Source organism: Vibrio sp. 2033 (genome assembly GCF_033339735.1).
In genome coordinates this window covers 93,911-112,714 of the sequence record NZ_JAWOVC010000014.1, presented here as the reverse complement: position 1 = coordinate 112,714, position 18,804 = coordinate 93,911, and the positions used below count along the sequence as shown (strand labels likewise).

Annotated in this window: 16 protein-coding genes; 10 read left to right on the top strand and 6 right to left on the bottom strand. The window is 42.9% G+C overall.

The genetic code is table 11. The annotated features are described in order from the left end of the window. Window positions 1-431: 431 nt before the first annotated feature. Window positions 432-2,051: an ATP-binding protein gene (locus R7P74_RS17420; protein WP_225474001.1), complete on the top strand. Its 1,620-nt coding sequence runs from the start codon at window positions 432-434 to the stop codon at window positions 2,049-2,051. Then, window positions 2,048-2,734, top strand: a complete 687-nt coding sequence (locus R7P74_RS17415) for a response regulator (protein ID WP_005377133.1) — start codon at window positions 2,048-2,050, stop codon at window positions 2,732-2,734. The genes R7P74_RS17420 and R7P74_RS17415 overlap by 4 nt, the downstream gene beginning before the upstream one ends. Window positions 2,735-2,825: 91 nt before the next feature. Here R7P74_RS17415 and R7P74_RS17410 read toward each other — a convergent pair whose 3' ends face one another. Both R7P74_RS17410 and R7P74_RS17405 read right to left on the bottom strand, forming a co-directional pair. Beyond that, window positions 2,826-4,961 (bottom strand): TonB-dependent siderophore receptor, encoded by a 2,136-nt coding sequence (locus tag R7P74_RS17410; protein ID WP_262634449.1) that lies wholly within the window; start codon window positions 4,959-4,961, stop codon window positions 2,826-2,828. A 99-nt stretch (window positions 4,962-5,060) separates the two neighbouring features. Continuing rightward, the gene (locus R7P74_RS17405) at window positions 5,061-6,026 is read right to left on the bottom strand and encodes a helix-turn-helix domain-containing protein (RefSeq protein WP_262634448.1); all 966 of its coding nucleotides are present in this window, start codon (window positions 6,024-6,026) and stop codon (window positions 5,061-5,063) included. A 537-nt stretch (window positions 6,027-6,563) separates the two neighbouring features. Between R7P74_RS17405 and zwf the strand changes: the two genes are divergently transcribed. From zwf to R7P74_RS17385, 4 genes are all read left to right on the top strand, one after another. Continuing rightward, a complete protein-coding gene (gene zwf / locus R7P74_RS17400) occupies window positions 6,564-8,066 on the top strand; it encodes a glucose-6-phosphate dehydrogenase (protein ID WP_017634563.1) in 1,503 nt (500 codons plus the stop codon). Further along, window positions 8,063-8,779, top strand: a complete 717-nt coding sequence (pgl, locus tag R7P74_RS17395) for a 6-phosphogluconolactonase (RefSeq protein WP_137282066.1) — start codon at window positions 8,063-8,065, stop codon at window positions 8,777-8,779. The genes zwf and pgl overlap by 4 nt, the downstream gene beginning before the upstream one ends. Before the next feature lie 38 nt (window positions 8,780-8,817). After that, window positions 8,818-10,266 carry a decarboxylating NADP(+)-dependent phosphogluconate dehydrogenase gene (gene gnd, locus R7P74_RS17390; protein WP_005377160.1) on the top strand — a complete coding sequence of 483 codons (1,449 nt, stop codon included), beginning with the start codon at window positions 8,818-8,820 and terminating at the stop codon, window positions 10,264-10,266. A gap of 218 nt (window positions 10,267-10,484) precedes the next feature. Beyond that, complete coding sequence (locus R7P74_RS17385) at window positions 10,485-11,012, top strand: hypothetical protein (protein WP_225474005.1); 528 nt, start codon at window positions 10,485-10,487, stop codon at window positions 11,010-11,012. 10 nt (window positions 11,013-11,022) lie between these two features. On the opposite strand, the gene R7P74_RS17380 is transcribed toward R7P74_RS17385, so the two are convergent. Next, entirely contained in the window at window positions 11,023-11,226 is a 204-nt protein-coding gene (locus tag R7P74_RS17380) for a hypothetical protein (protein ID WP_005377162.1), read from the bottom strand. A 578-nt stretch (window positions 11,227-11,804) separates the two neighbouring features. Between R7P74_RS17380 and R7P74_RS17375 the strand changes: the two genes are divergently transcribed. Beyond that, window positions 11,805-11,942: a hypothetical protein gene (locus R7P74_RS17375; RefSeq protein ID WP_005377165.1), complete on the top strand. Its 138-nt coding sequence runs from the start codon at window positions 11,805-11,807 to the stop codon at window positions 11,940-11,942. A 61-nt stretch (window positions 11,943-12,003) separates the two neighbouring features. Here the strand turns inward: R7P74_RS17375 and R7P74_RS17370 are convergent, their stop codons facing one another. Further along, the gene (locus R7P74_RS17370; protein ID WP_213895609.1) at window positions 12,004-13,770 is read right to left on the bottom strand and encodes a sigma-54-dependent Fis family transcriptional regulator; all 1,767 of its coding nucleotides are present in this window, start codon (window positions 13,768-13,770) and stop codon (window positions 12,004-12,006) included. A gap of 239 nt (window positions 13,771-14,009) precedes the next feature. On the opposite strand from R7P74_RS17370, the gene exaC reads away from it, so the two are divergent. Next, window positions 14,010-15,530 carry an acetaldehyde dehydrogenase ExaC gene (exaC, locus tag R7P74_RS17365; RefSeq protein WP_005377169.1) on the top strand — a complete coding sequence of 507 codons (1,521 nt, stop codon included), beginning with the start codon at window positions 14,010-14,012 and terminating at the stop codon, window positions 15,528-15,530. Window positions 15,531-15,656: 126 nt separating this feature from the next. On the opposite strand, the gene exsE2 is transcribed toward exaC, so the two are convergent. Further along, entirely contained in the window at window positions 15,657-15,962 is a 306-nt protein-coding gene (exsE2, locus tag R7P74_RS17360) for a T3SS regulon translocated regulator ExsE2 (protein ID WP_017821350.1), read from the bottom strand. Between the two features lie 8 nt (window positions 15,963-15,970). Beyond that, on the bottom strand, window positions 15,971-16,417 hold the full coding sequence (gene exsC, locus R7P74_RS17355; protein ID WP_005377174.1) for a type III secretion system regulatory chaperone ExsC: 447 nt from the start codon (window positions 16,415-16,417) through the stop codon (window positions 15,971-15,973). A 388-nt stretch (window positions 16,418-16,805) separates the two neighbouring features. Between exsC and R7P74_RS17350 the strand changes: the two genes are divergently transcribed. Both R7P74_RS17350 and R7P74_RS17345 read left to right on the top strand, forming a co-directional pair. After that, on the top strand, window positions 16,806-17,219 hold the full coding sequence (locus R7P74_RS17350; protein WP_017821348.1) for a YscW family type III secretion system pilotin: 414 nt from the start codon (window positions 16,806-16,808) through the stop codon (window positions 17,217-17,219). Window positions 17,220-17,828: 609 nt separating this feature from the next. Next, a complete protein-coding gene (locus R7P74_RS17345; RefSeq protein ID WP_005377191.1) occupies window positions 17,829-18,689 on the top strand; it encodes an AraC family transcriptional regulator in 861 nt (286 codons plus the stop codon). Window positions 18,690-18,804: the final 115 nt, after the last annotated feature.

Here is an 18,804-nt window from a genome sequence, read left to right as displayed (position 1 = left end):
TCCAGTTTTCAGATGGTGTCTAAGTGTTTGTCATATAGTCAGTATTTGTGTTTTGTTTTATTTTTGTCCAAACCACTGACATCAATGTTGAGCTTTTAATAGACTTCCAGCTTCACTGCTTTCAAACCGAAACTCTCATTGGTTTCGTTGATTAAAAATTATACGTTGTAAAGTCTAAAAACGCCTCAAAAACCGCTAAAATCGATGTGATCGCGATCATGATTTTAAGGGCAATTTATGTATGGAATTGAGTATCAGAGAGGAATGCTAAATTTGGTGAATGGTTGTAATTTTATGTTTCAGCTCGTCGATTAATTAACCGTAAACTCTGCGGTTTGTTTGCCTTCCTCACAGATTTATCACCGCGACAACGTCATGCTGTTAACTGAGTGTTAACGTTACGCTCAAGAGTGAATCACAAGGATGTATCAATGAGTTGGAAAACCATCAGCTTTCGTAAGCGGATGCTCATTATCATGACGCTATCGGGGTTGATAGAGCTGTTATTGCTTGTCGCCGCGGGGTTCACTTATCTCAAAATCAATCAAGAGCAAGAAATGGGAGAAAAAGCACTGGGTGTTGCCCGTTTTTTAGCGAACTCAGCGGTTGTTCGTGAAATGATCGAAACCCAAAACCCCCAGCCATACCAACTTCGCTTTAGAGAATTAACCGAAGCCATAGGTGCTGCTTTCATCGTTATTGGCGACCATAAGGGAGTACGCTTAATCCACCCTGTTGATGAGCGGTTGGGCAAGCCAATGAGAGGTGGCGACAATCGTCGAGCGCTAGAACGGGGATTGTCTTATGTTTCGACGGCACAGGGCTCGTTAGGTTATTCAGTTCGTGGTAAAGCTGCGATTTTTGACGAGCAAGGGAACATCATTGGTGTGGTTTCGGTTGGCTATTTGCTCGACCGACTGCAAGACCGCATCGAACCATTTTTGGCCTTTTTGATTTTAATGGTCATCGTAGTTGTCGTCGCTAATGCCATTGTATCCAATTATGCGTCGAGAAAGTTTCAGCGCGCCATTTTAGGCTTTGAGCCTGAAGAGATAGGGCGGTTGTACGGCGAATTAGAAGTGACGATGAGCACCATCAAAGAGGGCGTGTTAAGCATTGATGCCCAAGGGATACTTCGCTCGATAAATCGTAGTGCCTGCCAGATTCTCGGTATTGATAGAGAATCAGCGCTCAATAAACCTTTGACTGACACGCTGCGTGATAGCGATCTATATACAGTGTTAGAAAGCGGGCAGGAAGATCATGATATTGAAATATTCCTTAATCATAAGCGCCTGATTGCAAATCGCTCTCCAATTTATGTTGATGGAAAAATCGTGGGGGCGGTATCGAGTTTCCGTTTAAGGGATGAAATCAATGATCTAACCGAGCAGCTATCACAAACCAAGGAGTATGCAGATTTGTTACGTTCGCAGACCCATGAGCATCGCAATAAGCTCAACACCATTAGTGGGCTCGTACAAATGGGTGAACTTGATGCGGTGCAAAAGTTAATTGGACAAGAAACCGCACACTATCAGGCAATGATTGAGTTTTTAAGAGATACCGTTAAAGACCCGCTAATTGCAGGTATGTTGCTTGGAAAAACTGAACGTGCTCGCGAGTTAGGCTTACAACTGGTGGTTGAGGAAGGCAGTCGTCTGGAGCCCCTGCCTGAGTGGCTAAATTCGGAAGACCTAGTCACAATTTTGGGTAATTTGATTGATAACGCTTTCGATGCCACGTTAACTTCAATTCGCGATGAATCAAATGTTGCGTCAGAACGCAGAAACATTGATGTGTCCGTTAGCGATTACGGAAATGAAGTGATACTTGAGGTGATAGATCATGGCTGTGGCCTCCCAAAAACAATGGATCCACAAACATTATTTACAAAAGGCGTTTCGACGAAATCTCGTCAAAATCGAGGTGTTGGGTTACACCTTGTCAATCAGCTTGCTACTCGATATCACGGCCATGTTGAGATGATACCCAATACAAATTATGGGACAAGAATAACGGTGTACTTACCCAAGGAAGAACAATTATGAGTATGGCGACTCGCGTAATGATCATTGAAGATGATCTGGCTATTGCTGAGCTGCACCACAAATACTTAAGCCAACTGACAGGTTTGGAAGTGGTTGGAATTGCGACCACGAGAATGGAAGCAGAAATGCAACTCGACATTCTTAAGCCAGATTTACTATTGATGGATGTCTATCTTCCCGATGGCACAGGGCTTGAGATACTAAATACACTGCGTGCAAGTAACCAAACGTGTGATGTCATTTTGATTACAGCCGCAAGGGATGTCGATACATTACAACAGGCGATGAGGGGTGGCGTTGTCGATTACCTGTTAAAACCAGTGATGTTTCCACGCTTAGATGCCGCACTGAAAAAGTATGTGTCCCAACGCCAACAACTAGACATCGTAGAGAGTTTGGATCAGAACCTCGTTGATAAAATGCTGCAGTCTCACGCCAATCAAGACAACTTGCCGAACCGATTACCAAAAGGGATTGATGGTGTAACCCTAGACAAGATCAGGGAGTTGTTCCCAAATGGCAGTGCGCTGACCGCTGATGAGGCAGGCGAAAAGATCGGCGCGAGCCGAACAACGGCGAGGCGCTATTTGGAGTATCTTATCAGCACTGGTGAACTAGAGGCTGATTTAAACTATGGCTCTGTTGGTAGGCCAGAAAGGTGCTATAAAAAAGTGACACGGTAGCGTTTATATTGATGCTCTATGCAAAATAAAAAGCGATGGCTTATTGTAGAAACCATCGCTTTACAAATTACTGCTGTTCCGCTCTAAGAGGTTAGAAGTTGTATTCTAACTTCGCTTCGATAGAGCGCTCAGCGCCAAACCAACAGTTATTTTTGTCGTAACAAGAATAGTATTCTTTATCGAATAGATTGCTTGCAGAAAGCGTGACGCTAGCCCCTTTCATTGATTCAGATACCGTTGAGAAATCGTAACTTGCTGCCAAATCAAACAAGGTGTAGTCCGGTACTTTTTGACTATTCTGTGCATCAATTTGTGCTTCTCCGACATAGCGAACGCCAGCACTGGTACGAAGGCCTGAAAGATTTCCTTCAAAGAAGTAATTTGCCCATAGAGAGGCCGTTTGCTCAGGTACCCAAACCGGCGTTTTACCTTCTTGGTTGTAATAACTGTCCTCGGTAATCTCCATATCGGTATATGTATAGCCTAGAGTGAAATCAGCTTGTGCTGTGGCTTGCCATTTCGCCTCAAGTTCAATACCTTGTGATACCACTTCGCCCGCTTGATAGTTCGGTGCATATGGATTATTCGGATCGGTCAAGATCGCGTTTTTCTTCGTAATATGGAAGAGTGCTAAGTTACCTGAGATATCACCAGATAATGGGGCGTATTTAAAGCCTAACTCCCATTGATGACCGGTTGATGGCTCAAATGCTTTACCAGAAGAGTCGGCACCCGCAATTGGCTCAAAACTTTCCGAGTAAGTAAGATATGGCGAGAGACCAAAGTCTAGCTCATACAAACCACCGACTCGGAAAGATACGTTGGTATCGTCTAACTCTTCCTTGCTGTTGGATACTGCTCCTAGATAATCGCTAACGGCGTCTGTATTTGAATCGTATTTATCCCAACGAAGACCTGCAATCATTACAAGTTGGTCGTAACGAACTTGATCTTGGAAATAAACGCCAATCTGCTTCGTTTTGATATCTAAGTTTTGTTTGTATTGGAAATTCAGTGCATTACGATCAATGCTGTTGTGGTCAGGATTAAAAATGTCCTGAGTTAGCGAATACCCAAGCGTGTCTTTGTATTTTACATCTGAATCTAGATACTGATAATCAAGCCCGAACAATAAGTTATGTTCAAAATTTCCTGTTTTAACGTAGCCCGATAGTTGGTTGTCAATCACAAAGGATTTGGACTTTTCATCGGTTAAATAGGCATTTCGACCAACGGTACGGTTATCCGCTTCAAGTGCACCGTTATATGTGTTTTCCTGATAGGCATCGGCGGTCATGTAGCGGGCATTCTGTAGAAATTGCCAATTGTTGTTAAAGTCGTGTTGGACTTTGTAACCCATCATCAGAACTTCGCGTTCGTAAGTGTTCCAGTCCTCATCCCCCAAATAAGTGCTTGGTGACATCGAGCCAAGTGGGTTTTTAATCACTGAGCCAGACGCAGGCACAGTCGTGTAGATACCTGCTGATGGATCATTTTGATAGTAAACATTCACGTTCACTAATGTGCTTTCTGTCGCTTGCCAATTGAAAGATGGGGCGAGTACATAACGTTCGTCTTCAGACGTATCGGCTTGACCATCTCGCTGTTTAGCTAGGCCTACAATACGGTAATCCACATTAGAATCACCAATTTGTCCTGTGGTGTCGAACGTCAGTTCTTTTAGGTTGTTAGTCCCAGTACTAATCGAGACAGAGTGTGAGGGTGTTGACTGAGGCGCCTTGGCGATAATGTTGACCATACCTCCTGGTGGAATATTGCCGTAAAGAACAGACGTTGGCCCTTTAAAAACCTCGATTTGCTCAAGAGCAACGGAATCGACCTGCGGTTGAAGGTTCCAACCGTTGTACAGCAAAGGAAGACCATCATAAAAGTTGGTGTAGTTAATAAAACCACGAATATTGAATAGGTCAAGTCGGGAAACGGCACCGCCACGCAATTCTGTATTTACGCCAGGCGCGTAACGCAATGCTTCGCTCACCGAGTTTACGCCGCGCAGGTCCATGTCATCTTTAGTGATTACCGTGATCGCTTGCGGTGTTTCCTCCGGTTCTAAAACGGTTTTAGTTGCGGTGTTTCGGTATGTTTCTCCTAGCACCGTAATCGTTTCGTGTTGGGATACGCTCTCAGTCGCATTGGCGTGGCCAGTGAGCAATGCGGATACGACGATAGCAACCGCTGAACGATGAAATCGAATCGGACTTTCCATATTTATAAATTCCACTACTTTTTCTATTTATTGATAATGATTGTTATTTGTATTCTATATTCGAAGAAATAGGAAAAGTTAACAATTTGGTGCAAAACACTAATCTTTGGAAATTATTTTTCTGTTCTTAGGTTTTAAAGATAGCGCGTCGCTTGGCTCGACAGGAATCCAATACTGCATTTGTGCTTGTTCGCTATCAACATCATAACCTTCTGGATAAAGCTCTAACTCATAACCATCGATAGCATGATAATTAGAGTAGGGTAGCCAATGTAAAATAAACCATTCCAGCGTTGAGGCGAGCTCTGATGCTTTGCCTATGTGTGTAATGACGGCGTAGGTTTGCTCAGGAACAGCCAAGAGGTCTAACCCCGAGTTGGAAGAGTTCGTTGATCTTGGTGCGTTTGCTGTTGGACCACACTCATAACCTGCCCAATACTCAAGTTGTTGGTTGTTTGAATACGCTTGCGTCACATCAATCACGCCAAAGTAAGTACTTTCCGAATTATTAAGGTTTTCAGATGAATAAAGACGTGACCAAAGTGACGGTACTTTGGATTGGAAATCGGGCGTAGCGGAAAACAATCCGTGAATAGGTTCATGATAACCAGCAAGTTCAAAAGCCGGTTTTGTTTCTATTCGAACTTCAATAAAGCGCTGATGTTTTTTCTCTTCCTCTGGTGTCTTACGCAGCGTTAAAGGTTGTCTCAACCCGGAGAGTTGTTGCGTTTTGCGATATTCGCGTGGGCTTTTTGAAAACATATTCCTGAACGCTCGGCTAAATGCGTGTTCAGATGTAAATCCCATTTCTATCGCTATATCTAACGAGCGGTCAGAAGTATGGACTAAGCGCTCAGCCGCAAGGCTAAGTTTAAGCTCTCTGATATAGTGAGCGACGGATACGCCAGTGTGTTGTTGAAATACGCGTTGCAGTTGCCAGCGAGACCAACAACTTGCTTTCGATATTTCATCTACGCTCAGAGTGCTGTCTAAGTTGGTGTGAATGTAGTCAAGCACCGATTGTATTCGGTTTATGGGATGTGGGTTAATGGCGCTTGATTTCATGGCGTTCTACTTTCACATTAATAGTGATTTCATTATCTTTAATTGAGTATCATTATCAATAGCATGATGAAATAAAAAGTAAGTAACACAGATCACGATAAAACTGTAATGGATTGCAAGGATGAGTAATTATTGCCCACATTAGAGTTTTTGCTTAAATTTTGGAGCGTTCAGATGAAACTTTTTTTATCAATAAAATACAATCGCTTATGACGTTTTGTGCAACTTATTTAAACGTTTGCACTGGCAAGTGTTGATGTAAATCAAATAGTCGTAGACAATATTGCCCCGTGTCGGACTCTCCTCCAGCGAGTACAGTGTGTACTTTTGAGACATAAGTGACTTAAATGACCTCAATACGTCGTGTTTCCAAGAATCGGAAATGCAACTTCTTGAGGTTCTTTGGGCCCATAGACTTTACCTATCAACGTAATAGGTAAGACCAATTTTCTATTTTGAGGTGCCATTGATAGGGTTGGCTCATTCTCTAGCCGTATCCGGGCACACAATAAGTACCTCGTTTTTAAGGGAAAGATGATGGTAATACCAGAAAACAGCAGCATCGTTATTTTTGGTGCTTCAGGTGACCTTACGTACCGTAAGCTCATTCCTGCTTTATACCACCTCTACGCGAACAAGCAGCTTCCAGAGAATTTTGCCATTCTGGGTGTAAGTCGCACTGAATACAGTGATGAGTCTTACCGCGCGAAGCTGAAAAAATCGCTTCAGGAAATGGAAAAGACTGAGCCAGAAACGCTTGATGCATTTATTAACCATCTGCACTACCAAGCAATTAATACTTCTGACACACAAGATTACGGTAAGCTATCTTCTCGCTTAGACCAACTTGCGGACGAATATCAATTCGAGCAACGCAATACGCTTTTTTACTTAGCAACCCCACCAAGTTTATACAGTGTGATCCCTGCAAGTCTTGCAGCACATGGTCTTAACAGTGAAGAGGATGGCTGGAAACGCCTGATCATTGAGAAACCATTCGGCTATGATCTTGAATCGGCGCGTATTCTGGACAAAGAAATTCACGAGCACTTCCAAGAGCATCAAATCTACCGAATTGACCATTACTTAGGTAAAGAAACGGTACAAAACCTACTTGTGCTTCGTTTCTCTAATGCGATGTTTGAGCCGCTTTGGAACCGTAACTTCATTGATTACGTTGAAATCACAGGCGCAGAATTCCTTGGCGTAGAGGAGCGTGGTGGTTACTACGACAACTCTGGCGCTGTGCGCGACATGTTCCAAAACCACTTGCTACAAGTATTAGCAATGGTAGGTATGGAACCACCAGCGCAAATCAATGCAGACTCGATGCGTGATGAAGTGGTAAAAGTGCTTCAATGCTTAAAGCCATTAGACGAAAACGCTCTGCGCAATGACCTAGTATTAGGTCAATACACGGCGTCTGAAGTTCGTGGGCAAAGCCTACGCGGCTACCGTGAAGAGCCGGGAGTTGCAGACGATTCTCGTACAGAGACTTACATCGGTTTGAAAGCGTACATCAACAACTGGCGTTGGAATGGCGTGCCATTTTACGTGCGTACTGGTAAGCGTCTTCCAACACGCGTTACTGAGGTGGTTATCCACTTTAAACAAACACCGCATCCTGTGTTTGGTCAAAACGCACCAGAAAACAAGCTGATCATTCGTATTCAACCAGACGAAGGCATTCAAATGAGCTTTGGCTTGAAAGAGCCAGGCGCAGGCTTTGAAGCGAAGGAAGTGAAAATGAACTTCCATTACGCTGACCTGCAAGAAACGCAAATGCTAACGGCATACGAGCGCCTTCTACTTGATGCTTTGAATGGTGATGCTACGCTATTTGCACGTAGTGATGCGGTGGAAGCGTGTTGGCAATACGTACAGCCAATCTTAGATTTTAAGCAAGATCCACAATCCCTCTTCGGGTACGCATGCGGCACTTGGGGACCTAAAGAGTCAGATGACTTGTTACAGCGTGATGGTCGCGCTTGGCGTTTCCCATGTAAAAACTTAACAGATACGGATTACTGTGAACTATGATCAACCATAAGATCTACCAAACAGCAGAACAGGTAGTTGAAAGCCTAGCTAACGATATGAAAGCGTTTAGCGAAATGGGCAGACCTGTTCACATCTCTCTTTCTGGCGGCAGCACTCCTAAAATGCTGTTTAAACTACTGGCTTCAGAGGCTTACGCAACCTCCATTCAATGGGAAAACCTCCACTTTTGGTGGGGTGACGAACGTTGTGTTGCCCCTGACGATGCAGAAAGCAACTACGGTGAAGCGAACACGTTGTTGTTTAGCCAAGTAAATATTCCTGCGGAAAACATTCACCGCATCCGTGGCGAAGATGAGCCTAAAGCAGAAGCAGAGCGCTTTGCAAAAGAGATGGCAAAGGTGATCCCGAGTGAAAACGGCACACCTGTGTTTGACTGGATCTTATTAGGCGTTGGTGCAGATGGTCATACAGCTTCTCTGTTCCCTGGCCAAACGAATTATGATGATGCGAACCTATCTCTTGTGGCGTCGCATCCTGAATCGGGCCAACTTCGTGTGTCGAAAACCGCACGCGTATTAGAAGCAGCGAAACGCATTAGTTACTTAGTGCTTGGTGCAGGAAAAGCGGACATTGTTGAAGAAATTAACAGTTCACCAGCACACGCACTGCCATACCCAGCGGCTAAGATTCAAGCGAAATCGGGCCTAACGGAATGGTATTTAGATTTAGACGCGGCAGCAAAAATTGCTTAAGACGCTGCTCGTCGATGAAATAAAATTGGAGAGAAACAATGAAAGGTGATATCGGTGTAATTGGCCTAGCAGTAATGGGTCAAAACCTTATCCTAAACATGAACGATCACGGCTTTAAAGTGGTTGCTCACAACCGTACTGCTGCTAAAGTAGACGAGTTCCTGGAAGGTCCAGCAAAAGGCACGAACATCATCGGTGCATACTCTCTAGAAGAACTAGTAGAGAAGCTAGAAACGCCGCGTAAAGTAATGTTGATGGTTCGCGCTGGTGACGTTGTAGACAAGTTCATCGAAGCGCTAGTACCTCTGCTAGACAAAGGCGACATCATTATTGACGGTGGTAACACTAACTACCCAGATACAAACCGTCGTGTTGCTGCACTACGTGAAAAAGGTATCCACTTCATCGGTACTGGTGTATCTGGTGGTGAAGAAGGTGCGCGCTTCGGTCCATCTATCATGCCTGGCGGTGCTGCTGAAGCATGGGAAGCGGTTAAGCCTATCTTCCAAGGTATCGCTGCGAAAACTGACGCTGGTGAGCCATGTTGTGACTGGGTTGGTAACGACGGTGCTGGTCACTTCGTTAAGATGGTACACAACGGTATCGAATACGGTGACATGCAGCTTATCACAGAAGCTTACCAGTTCATGAAAGACGGTCTTGGTATGTCTGCAGACGAGATGCAAGCAGTATTCGCTGATTGGAACAAGACTGAGCTAGACAGCTACCTTGTTGAAATCACGGCTGACATTCTTGGCTACAAAGATGAAGACGGTGAGCCTCTCGTTGAAAAGATCCTAGACACAGCAGGCCAAAAAGGTACTGGTAAATGGACTGGTATCAACGCACTAGACCTAGGTATTCCACTAACACTTATCTCTGAGTCTGTATTCTCTCGTTGTCTATCTGCACTGAAAGACCAACGTGTTGAAGCTGAATCTCTATTCGGTAAGACAATCACTCCTGTTGAAGGCGACAAGCAAGAGTGGGTTGATGCACTACGTCAAGCGCTACTAGCTTCTAAGATCATCTCTTACGCTCAAGGCTTCATGCTAATGCGCGAAGCATCGAACGAGAACGGTTGGGACCTAAACTACGGTAACGTAGCCCTAATGTGGCGTGGTGGTTGTATCATCCGCTCTGCGTTCCTAGGCAACATCCGTGATGCGTACGAAGCGAACCCAGACATCGCATTCCTAGGTTCTGATGAGTACTTCAAAAACATCCTACAAGGCAGCCTAGCAGCATGGCGTAAAGTAGCAGCGAAATCTCTAGAATCTGGTATCCCAATGCCATGTACGATTTCTGCGCTATCTTTCCTAGACGGTTACACAACAGCTCGTCTACCAGCGAACCTGCTTCAAGCTCAACGTGACTACTTCGGTGCTCACACTTATGAGCGTATTGACCGTCCACGTGGTGAATTCTTCCACACTAACTGGACTGGTACAGGCGGCGACACAGCGTCTACAACTTACGACGTTTAATCCGCGGTCAGTAAGCTGATCAAAGCAAAAGGGTGCCCAAGTGGCATCCTTTTTTGTGTCTGTAAGATATTGGTAGATTTAAAAGTTACATTAAACGTTGATTCGTCACGCACTTCTCAGAAATGGGAGAGCATGCATTTGCTAGCAGTTTAATATTTTTCTTCGAAGAGTGAAGCTAAGCCGCTCTCTGCCGTCTCCTCAACTATAAGGTAATAGAAATGACACAACAGAAGCATCCATTTCACACAGCTTTCGTGTTGCTTATGTTCATATTACTGATTACTTACTCTATCTATCGCCTTTATCATCATTTCGTTTTCGAATCTCTACCGCTTCAGCTCAGTAGTGGTTTTCAAGTGCTCTACATTGATGCGTCATATGTTTTAAGTATCGCAAGCTTACTCTTATGCCCTACATTATTGGTCTATATTTTATTTGATCGAATGACTCAGTTAGTCAAAGTGCCGATTAAAGTGATAACTATAACAATTGTCTTGTCCCTTATCGTTGCTATTCCAGGTCAAATTTTTGAATTTGGGCGATTGAAATATATTGCAGAAAGTAATGGTTACTCAGCGTGTCCACCTTTCACAATTGCATCAAGCGGAGTGTTTGTAGAAGCTATGGTAAAAGAAGAAAAATACTGTATAGAACCAGAAATTAATCGTATTGGTATGTATGGTTATTTTCACGAACTCGAACGGGTTGATAACTATATCAAGTCACACGGAAATGACATCCAATAGAAAAGAGCGCCTAGGCGCTCTTTTCAGTGGTCGTTTTCTTGTTTTGATAAAACCTGTCTTTTAGGTAGAGAATTGCACTGACCACAAGAGCCACTAAAGAAACAGTAAATAGGGCGTACATGCTGAGAATCCATGCGAATGTGGCCGTCAAGAATGCAATGAAGGAAAACATCCTGCTGAAAGACATCACATGGCCAAGTTTGTTACTTTTCATAAACGCCTCCCGAAGCTAAGTGGGAATAGACAATTGTGGTCATATGCCACACTTTTAATTGTCTGCTCTTTTGGGGCGTTTCACACAAAAAAGTGGCTAAAGATTTCTCAAAAAAGGTGAAATATTGAACTGGTAGACAAATCGTTAAACTGAGTTGCATAGATATGACTTCGGTTGTCTATCACTTCAAAGTTTTTAACTACGCAGATTAAGGGCATGTAGCGTTATTATTATCGTATTCGAACTCTACGATACACAATTGCAAGTGAACCTACACTCGTAAGCTCATCCCTGTCGTCAGTTACAGTAAAAGCTTTTTTCTCTTTTTAACAATACCTTAGTAATTACGGGCAACTAAATCCGTTTTTCGATCGAAACTCAGATTGCACAAAAGGTGAAAAAGAGTGCTAGGTAAGCCTTTAAACTACGCCTATAATTATCGCCCACATGGAGGATGTTTATTATATGAACATCCTTTATTTTTTGAAACTAGCAACAAGGATCCAGTAAAACATGTTTTTCTGGTTTTGTTTACGTCGACCAAGAAGGTAATTAACACAGCAAATTGAGGTTCTAAGATGACTCTTAACAAGTACTTTGTTTTCATTCCAGCAGAATTGGAACAGGAAATGCACAAGGACAATCAAGTGATCTCTGAGAAGGAAACTCAACGTCAGGCATTAGTAAAACAGGCGCAACAACAAGGCGGCCTGTAAGCTAGGTTTCAAAGAGAAAGAGCACCGCAACGGTGCTCTTTTTGTATCTGAGGTCGTAGAATTAACTTAATATGCCAAGGCTTTTCAACTTTCTGTAAATGGTATTTCGGCTCACACCAAGCATACGAGACGTTTTGCTAATGTTCCCCTGATTGGCTTGATATGTTTTGAGCAACTTATCTTCGACGGCTGCACGCAGTTCTGAAGTTGGTTCAGCGGATGCTGCCCCTTCTTGAGCTTGGCTGAGTTTCTTACTTAGGTGGGCTGGGACGTGTGTGAGTTCCAATATTTCTTCACCTTGCGCCATTAAGGCGGATACTTTGATTAAACTATCGAGTTCACGCAAATTTCCTGGCCATGAGTAAGACAGCATCAGAGAAAGTAGGTGAGGGCAAAGCTGTTGTTCAGATTCGGCGTGACGCCGATGAATGTTCTCAATCAGTTGTCGTTTATCTTCACGCTCCTCAAAGCGAGGTAGCTCAATGATCAAGCCATTAAGGCGATAATACAAATCTTGGCGGAACAATCCTTCGCTGACCAAATGTTCCAGATCTTTATGCGTGGCTGCAATGATTTGCGTATCGACTTGAATGCTTTGGTTGGAACCCACGGGAAGCACGGTTTTATCTTGCAATACATGGAGCAATCGGCTTTGAGCTTCCAAGGGTAAATCCGCGATTTCATCTAGAAACAAAATCCCTTTGTGTGCTTGGCGAATTTTTCCCTGATAGCCTTTGCTGTTTGCGCCAGTAAAGGCACCGGCTACGTAGCCAAATAATTCAGATTCAACCAGATCTTTTGGTAGCGCTCCGCAGTTGACGGAAACTAACGGTCCCGTTTTTCTCTGGCTGTTTTTATGGAGTGCTTTTACAAACTCGTTTTTGCCAACACCAGTCTCTCCGAGAATCAACAAACTGATGTCTTTATCGATGACGCGATTAGCTTGCTGCCAACAGTGCTCAACAGCGGAGTCGCCATAATGAAGATCATTGGACGCCGCTACAGCACGAGACTTGACCTTGCTATCTTTATCGGTAAGCGGTTTTGTTTTGAAAACGAAAGGGTGCTCATTTCCCCGAGTGGATAGAATGTCGTCTAAGGATTGCCCAATGATACTTTTTTGCGCAAAAAGTTGAGAGGCTACTTGATTGTGAGCCAAAACTTGTCCGTCTTCATTTGCAATGATAATTCCTTGCCAACCACTATTCAGTAAACCTTTTTCGCACGCTAAATCCACACGAATATGCCCTTGTGGAATCAAGTTAAGTAGTTGATTCTCCACTTGCTGGACCATGTTTTGTACTAGTACTTGCGTTGAGAAGTCATGTCTCTTTTGCTCGCTCGTAATATCTAATACGCCAATGAGGTTACCAAGATGATCGAAAATAGGATTAGCCGAACAGCTAATAAAACGATGGTGTTGGATAAAGTGCTGATCACCAATAACAGAAACGGGCTTTGCTTCAACCAAGGCTGTACCAATCGCGTTGGTGCCTTTGACCTTTTCTTGCCAGCATGCACCAGAGCTTAGCGAGATTTCCGTTAACTTTTCACGAAATCTAGGCTGTCCCCAACTGCCGATGATGACACCATCTGAATCCGTCAAAATTAAGCGACTGTCGCTATGAGCAAATAGCTGATTAAACAAAGGGAGCGCAAATTGAGTGACTGCCTCTAGCAAAAAATTGAGTTGGTGACGCCTATCTTGGAGCGTCGCTGGCGTTACTCGAATATCTTCAGGGCGTCGACGCTGTTTTAAACCCGCTTGTTCACTTCTGACCCATGAAGTTGAAAGCCAATTGTTATCGCTAATATGTTGAAGTTCCATGACTGTACCATTTTGTCACAGTGAGGGTGTGCCATTTTGGAACACTTGAACATTGGTGTTCACACCATACATCCGCTCAAACATCGCTCACTTGGTTTGTTATCGCTTGGTAATCATAGTTTTACATTTAATTAACAACAAGTATGGCGTAGTTGGCGTGTGACTTGCGTAATGCTCTTTGTGAACAGTGCGATACGACACTGCAATAACACATTGAACGAGAAACAAAAGGAAGAGTTATGATCTATGCACAGCCAGGTAGTGAAAATGCCATTGTTAACTTTAAATCGCATTACGATAACTTTATCGGTGGGGAATGGGTAAAACCAACGGGTGGTGAGTACTTTGACAATATCTCACCAATCAACGGACAAGCGTATTGTAAAGTTGCTCGCTCTGGCGAGGAAGATATTAATTTAGCACTGGATGCCGCGCACAACATCAGAGCAAAATGGGCCAAAACCAGCGTGACAGAACGTTCGAACATCTTGCTGAAAATTGCTGACCGTATTGAGCAGCATCTAGAAGAGCTTGCTGTTGCAGAAACTTGGGAAAACGGCAAACCAGTTCGCGAAACCTTGGCGGCAGATTTACCTTTAGTAGTGGATCACTTCCGTTACTTCGCTGGCTGTATTCGCGCACAAGAAGGCAGTGCGGCAGAACTGGATGAGCACACCGCAAGCTACCACTTCCCAGAACCGATTGGTGTGGTTGGTCAAATTATTCCGTGGAACTTCCCAATGTTGATGGCGGCTTGGAAACTAGCACCGGCACTAGCGGCGGGTTGCTGTGTGGTATTGAAGCCAGCAGAGCAAACCCCAACATCCATTCTGGTTCTGATGGAAAAAATCGGTGACCTTCTTCCTCCTGGTGTCATCAACGTTGTAAACGGATATGGTTCTGAAGCGGGTCAAGCATTAGCAACCAGCAACCGCATTGCGAAACTCGCGTTTACCGGGTCTACGCAAGTTGGCAACCACATTCTGAAATGTGCAGCAGACAACTTGATCCCATCGACAGTTGAGTTAGGTGGTAAATCTCCAAACATCTACTTCTCAGATATCTTCGATTACGAAGATGAGTATCTTGATAAGTGTATCGAAGGTACGTTACTTGGTTTCTTCAACCAAGGTGAAGTTTGTACTTGTCCATCTCGCGTACTGGTTCATGAAGCGATTTATGACAAGTTTGTAGAGAAACTGACGGAACGTGCACAGCTGATTAAACAAGGTAATCCGCTCGATACCGATACTCAAGTTGGTGCTCAGGCTTCTCAAGAACAGTTTGATAAGATTTTAAGTTACCTGGAAATCGGCCGTGAAGAAGGCGCAAAAGTGGTCTTTGGTGGTGGAGTGTCAGAACAGCCAGAGTCTATCAACCAGGGGTACTACATTCAGCCAACCATGTTGGAAGGCCACAACAAGATGCGAATCTTCCAAGAAGAAATCTTTGGCCCAGTGATCGCTATCACCAAATTCAAAGATGAGGCTGAAGCGTTGGAAATCGCAAACGACACTGAATATGGCTTAGGCGCAGGTGTTTGGACACGTGATGCGAACGTTGCATATCGTATGGGCCGTAATATTGAAGCTGGCCGGATCTGGATTAACTGTTACCACGCTTACCCTGCACACGCAGCGTTCGGTGGTTACAAAAAATCGGGTATCGGGCGCGAAACGCACAAGATGATGCTGGATCACTACCAGAACACGAAGAACTTGCTGATTAGCTACAGCATCGACCCGTTAGGCTTCTTCTAGTGAAACTAAGTAATTAATAAAGAAAAAGCAGTATGAATCAAAACCCCGAATCTTCGGGGTTTTTTATTAGCGTGAGCTTGTCGGCTGAAGGTTAACTTAGATGTTTAACCTGCTTATATTGTGATATCAGGAACGTTGAATTATCGCCACTTTTCGTTCCATAAGCTTTTCTACGGCGGCGTTTTGCTTGTCAATGTTGAGTTGCGGATCAAAGTCCAAAACGCGATTGCAAGATTCGAGACTGGCAAATTGATTTAAACATTCACCAAGCTCTCTTTTAGAGCTTGTTCGCATCAGACTGCTTTCTGATGAGGAGAGTAGGGTGACTTTACGGCCATGAAACGTTCCTTGCGGCACTGCATCACTTTGCTGCGCTTGTTGAACGTCATGAACCGATGAATTGGTGTATGTGGATTGGATGTCATTGGACATAAAGACACCTAAACTCTCAAGTCTAAAGTTTGTGGCATCGGTGGTGCCTCATCAATAGTTACATGAGAAGACAATAACGCTTCCCACGACTCGCTGTGCGTCAGCAATTCTGCTAAAGCTGTTTCAAAATATTCGTAATCCAGTCGCCTAATGTTAATGAGTCGGTTTAAACATAGGACGTGTCGGTGGTTATCTAAACTAAAAAATAACTGGTGCTCAGGCCAGTGATAATTAAAGGCCAAAAAAGAACGATAAAGATCGGAATTTACAATTTGAAGGCCAACAATCTCAGCTTCGAGCTGCAGAGTTGTCGATTCAGGATGAAAGATGATATGCACCCTTAGATTATCATCAAAGGCTAAGCTTACTTCATTTTCCGTTAGATGCAGTGCAGGCAAGCCTATTTGATGAGCAAACTTTAGCAAAATCTCATCGATAGTTTGGCGTGCTGACATAGGAATAGTCCCTTTTGAAATTTTATCAAGGAAAATATTAGATGTATCTCTTCATGTTTATCAATATTAGTCGGTTGTTATTATATTTTGGCTTTTAAATGTGTTGAGAGAAATAGAAAGGCAAAAGTAAATGTGTTCAGATGCATATCTCAATGGCAATGAGATATATGAATATCATTTTTCTCTAATAAACTTCAATTAAGGAAGGAATGAAAGTGAGCAGAAACTGCTTTTGAAATTACAGTCCATGTTAACTACGTGTTGTTGAAAAATGCGATTTATTGTCCGCTTGTAGTATAAATATAAGTTGATCTTTTATATTTTTACATAAAGAATTGTGTGAATTTCAAATGAGCTAGATTATATAAAATAAGTTTATGGGGTCATAATGAACAATTCTATATGGGCTGGTTTTATTGGGTTATTCATACTGAGTGGGTGCAGTCAGACTGTGTCCGTTAATGGGGTGGATGGCTTTGATACACAGAGTCAGGCATCAGTCTATGGTTGGGTTTCTGTCGACGGCTACTTTCCACCTTCGATTACTTCTCTTGAAGTGGAAATATGTAAAATTATTGATAATCAATGTTTTAAATCGGCATCTCAGAGCTACCAAGGCGTTCAGTTGCCTGTGCAGTATTCGTTTTTAATTGCACCAATTCAAGCTGGTGAAGGAAAAATGAAGATTATTGGAAAGCTTTATTCAAACGGTGAGCTCGTTGCGGAAAAAGAAAAGAACTATTTATTTTTAGAGGGAAATAAACAAGAAAACTTGATTCTTGTTCCAAAAATAAACAGATAAAATTTTAAGTACTACATTTTTATTAGAATTTTCTAATTTATAAAAATAAAGACTATATCTTTCCTTTTGTGAAAGATTTGTTGTCTTTTATAAACATTAATTACATGACTTTGAAGTCATCGGGTCAGTTGTTTTTTAGACTCATACTTGTTGCAAAAACAGTATTTTTTATGATTATATCTCGCTCCTTGAACACGTTGGCTTGGCGTTTTAGGCTATAAAACATACATTTTTATGATTTTGGAAATTTAATTTTGTTCTCGAAACGATGCCGAAATCTATTTAATTGTATTCTAATGTATAACAAAACAACCAAACTTAAATAACGAAATGATATTTAAGTTTTGGCTAATGATAAACGCTATCTGATAAAAATAATAAAGACGGACAGCAGAAATTTACTAAGTCAAACTTTTACCTTTAGGTAAAGGTAATGCTTGGGTTATTCGCTAATTATTCGGGGGGTATGGTAAGTGATAGAACTTCTATGCTCTTTTCTTTGCTTCTTTAATTCATACAGCAGTACTTAGAAATAACAACAATCAAAGTAGTGCTTTGAAAGTTTCTCAACATTTGCACTGAGAAACTCAAAATAATGAAGGGTAGAAAATGGATGTGTCAGGCCAACTAAACTCAGAAAGGGTCGACTCGAGTTCACGAAAAATTCGTAGTTTTTCCTGCTATGAAAAATCTGACGAAGTATTTCACTCAGACCAGTCTCACATTGTTGTCGTTCACAATGGTCAGCTTCGAGTTCAAACAGGTGATTGCACAATCGATGTTGCTGCAGAAAATGGGGTATTTCTATCCCAAGGAGATTACTTGTTAGAGTACTCTCCGCTAGATGGGGCATACAAAGCGTCGATTATTGCCTACGACAATGAACTCGTTAGTCAGTTGCTGCAAAAACACAGTGATCTCTTGATGATGCTGCCTAAGGTAGACAAAGTTTGTTCTGGTTTGTTTACTTTTGGTTTGAACATACTCGTTGAACAAGTGCTTTCCAGCATGCAGACGCTTGAGCAACAAGCGTACCCTGATGCCATTATGTGCCTAAAATACGAAGAACTACTCATTCTCTTGCTACACAGCAAAGGAGGAGAATCACTGTATGCGTTGCTGTCACAACAAACAAACCGTACGTCGGAACGGTTACGTCGATTTATGGAACAGCATTACTTAAAAGAATGGAAGTTGACAGACTACGCGCAGGAGTTTGGTGCCAGCTTAACCACTTTTAAAGAGCTTTTTAATGAGCACTATGGCATTTCTCCAAGAGCTTGGATCAGTGAGCGTCGACTACTGCATGCTCATAAACTGCTGTTGACGAGCAAGATGAGCATTGTAGATGTGGCGATGGAGGCAGGGTTTTCCAGCCAGTCTTACTTTACGCAGAGTTACCGTCGTCGTTTTGGAACGACCCCAAGCCGCGTACGTTCGGGAGACGATCAAGTGGCTATCGCGAAATGAAATGACTTGGGACTAAAATTTTCTGACTAATTTTGAAAGTCACTCACCAGTGTAAATTCTATTATGTATCGTGTAACAACGAACGATTAAAAATTATTACATCTCTTTCTTTCTG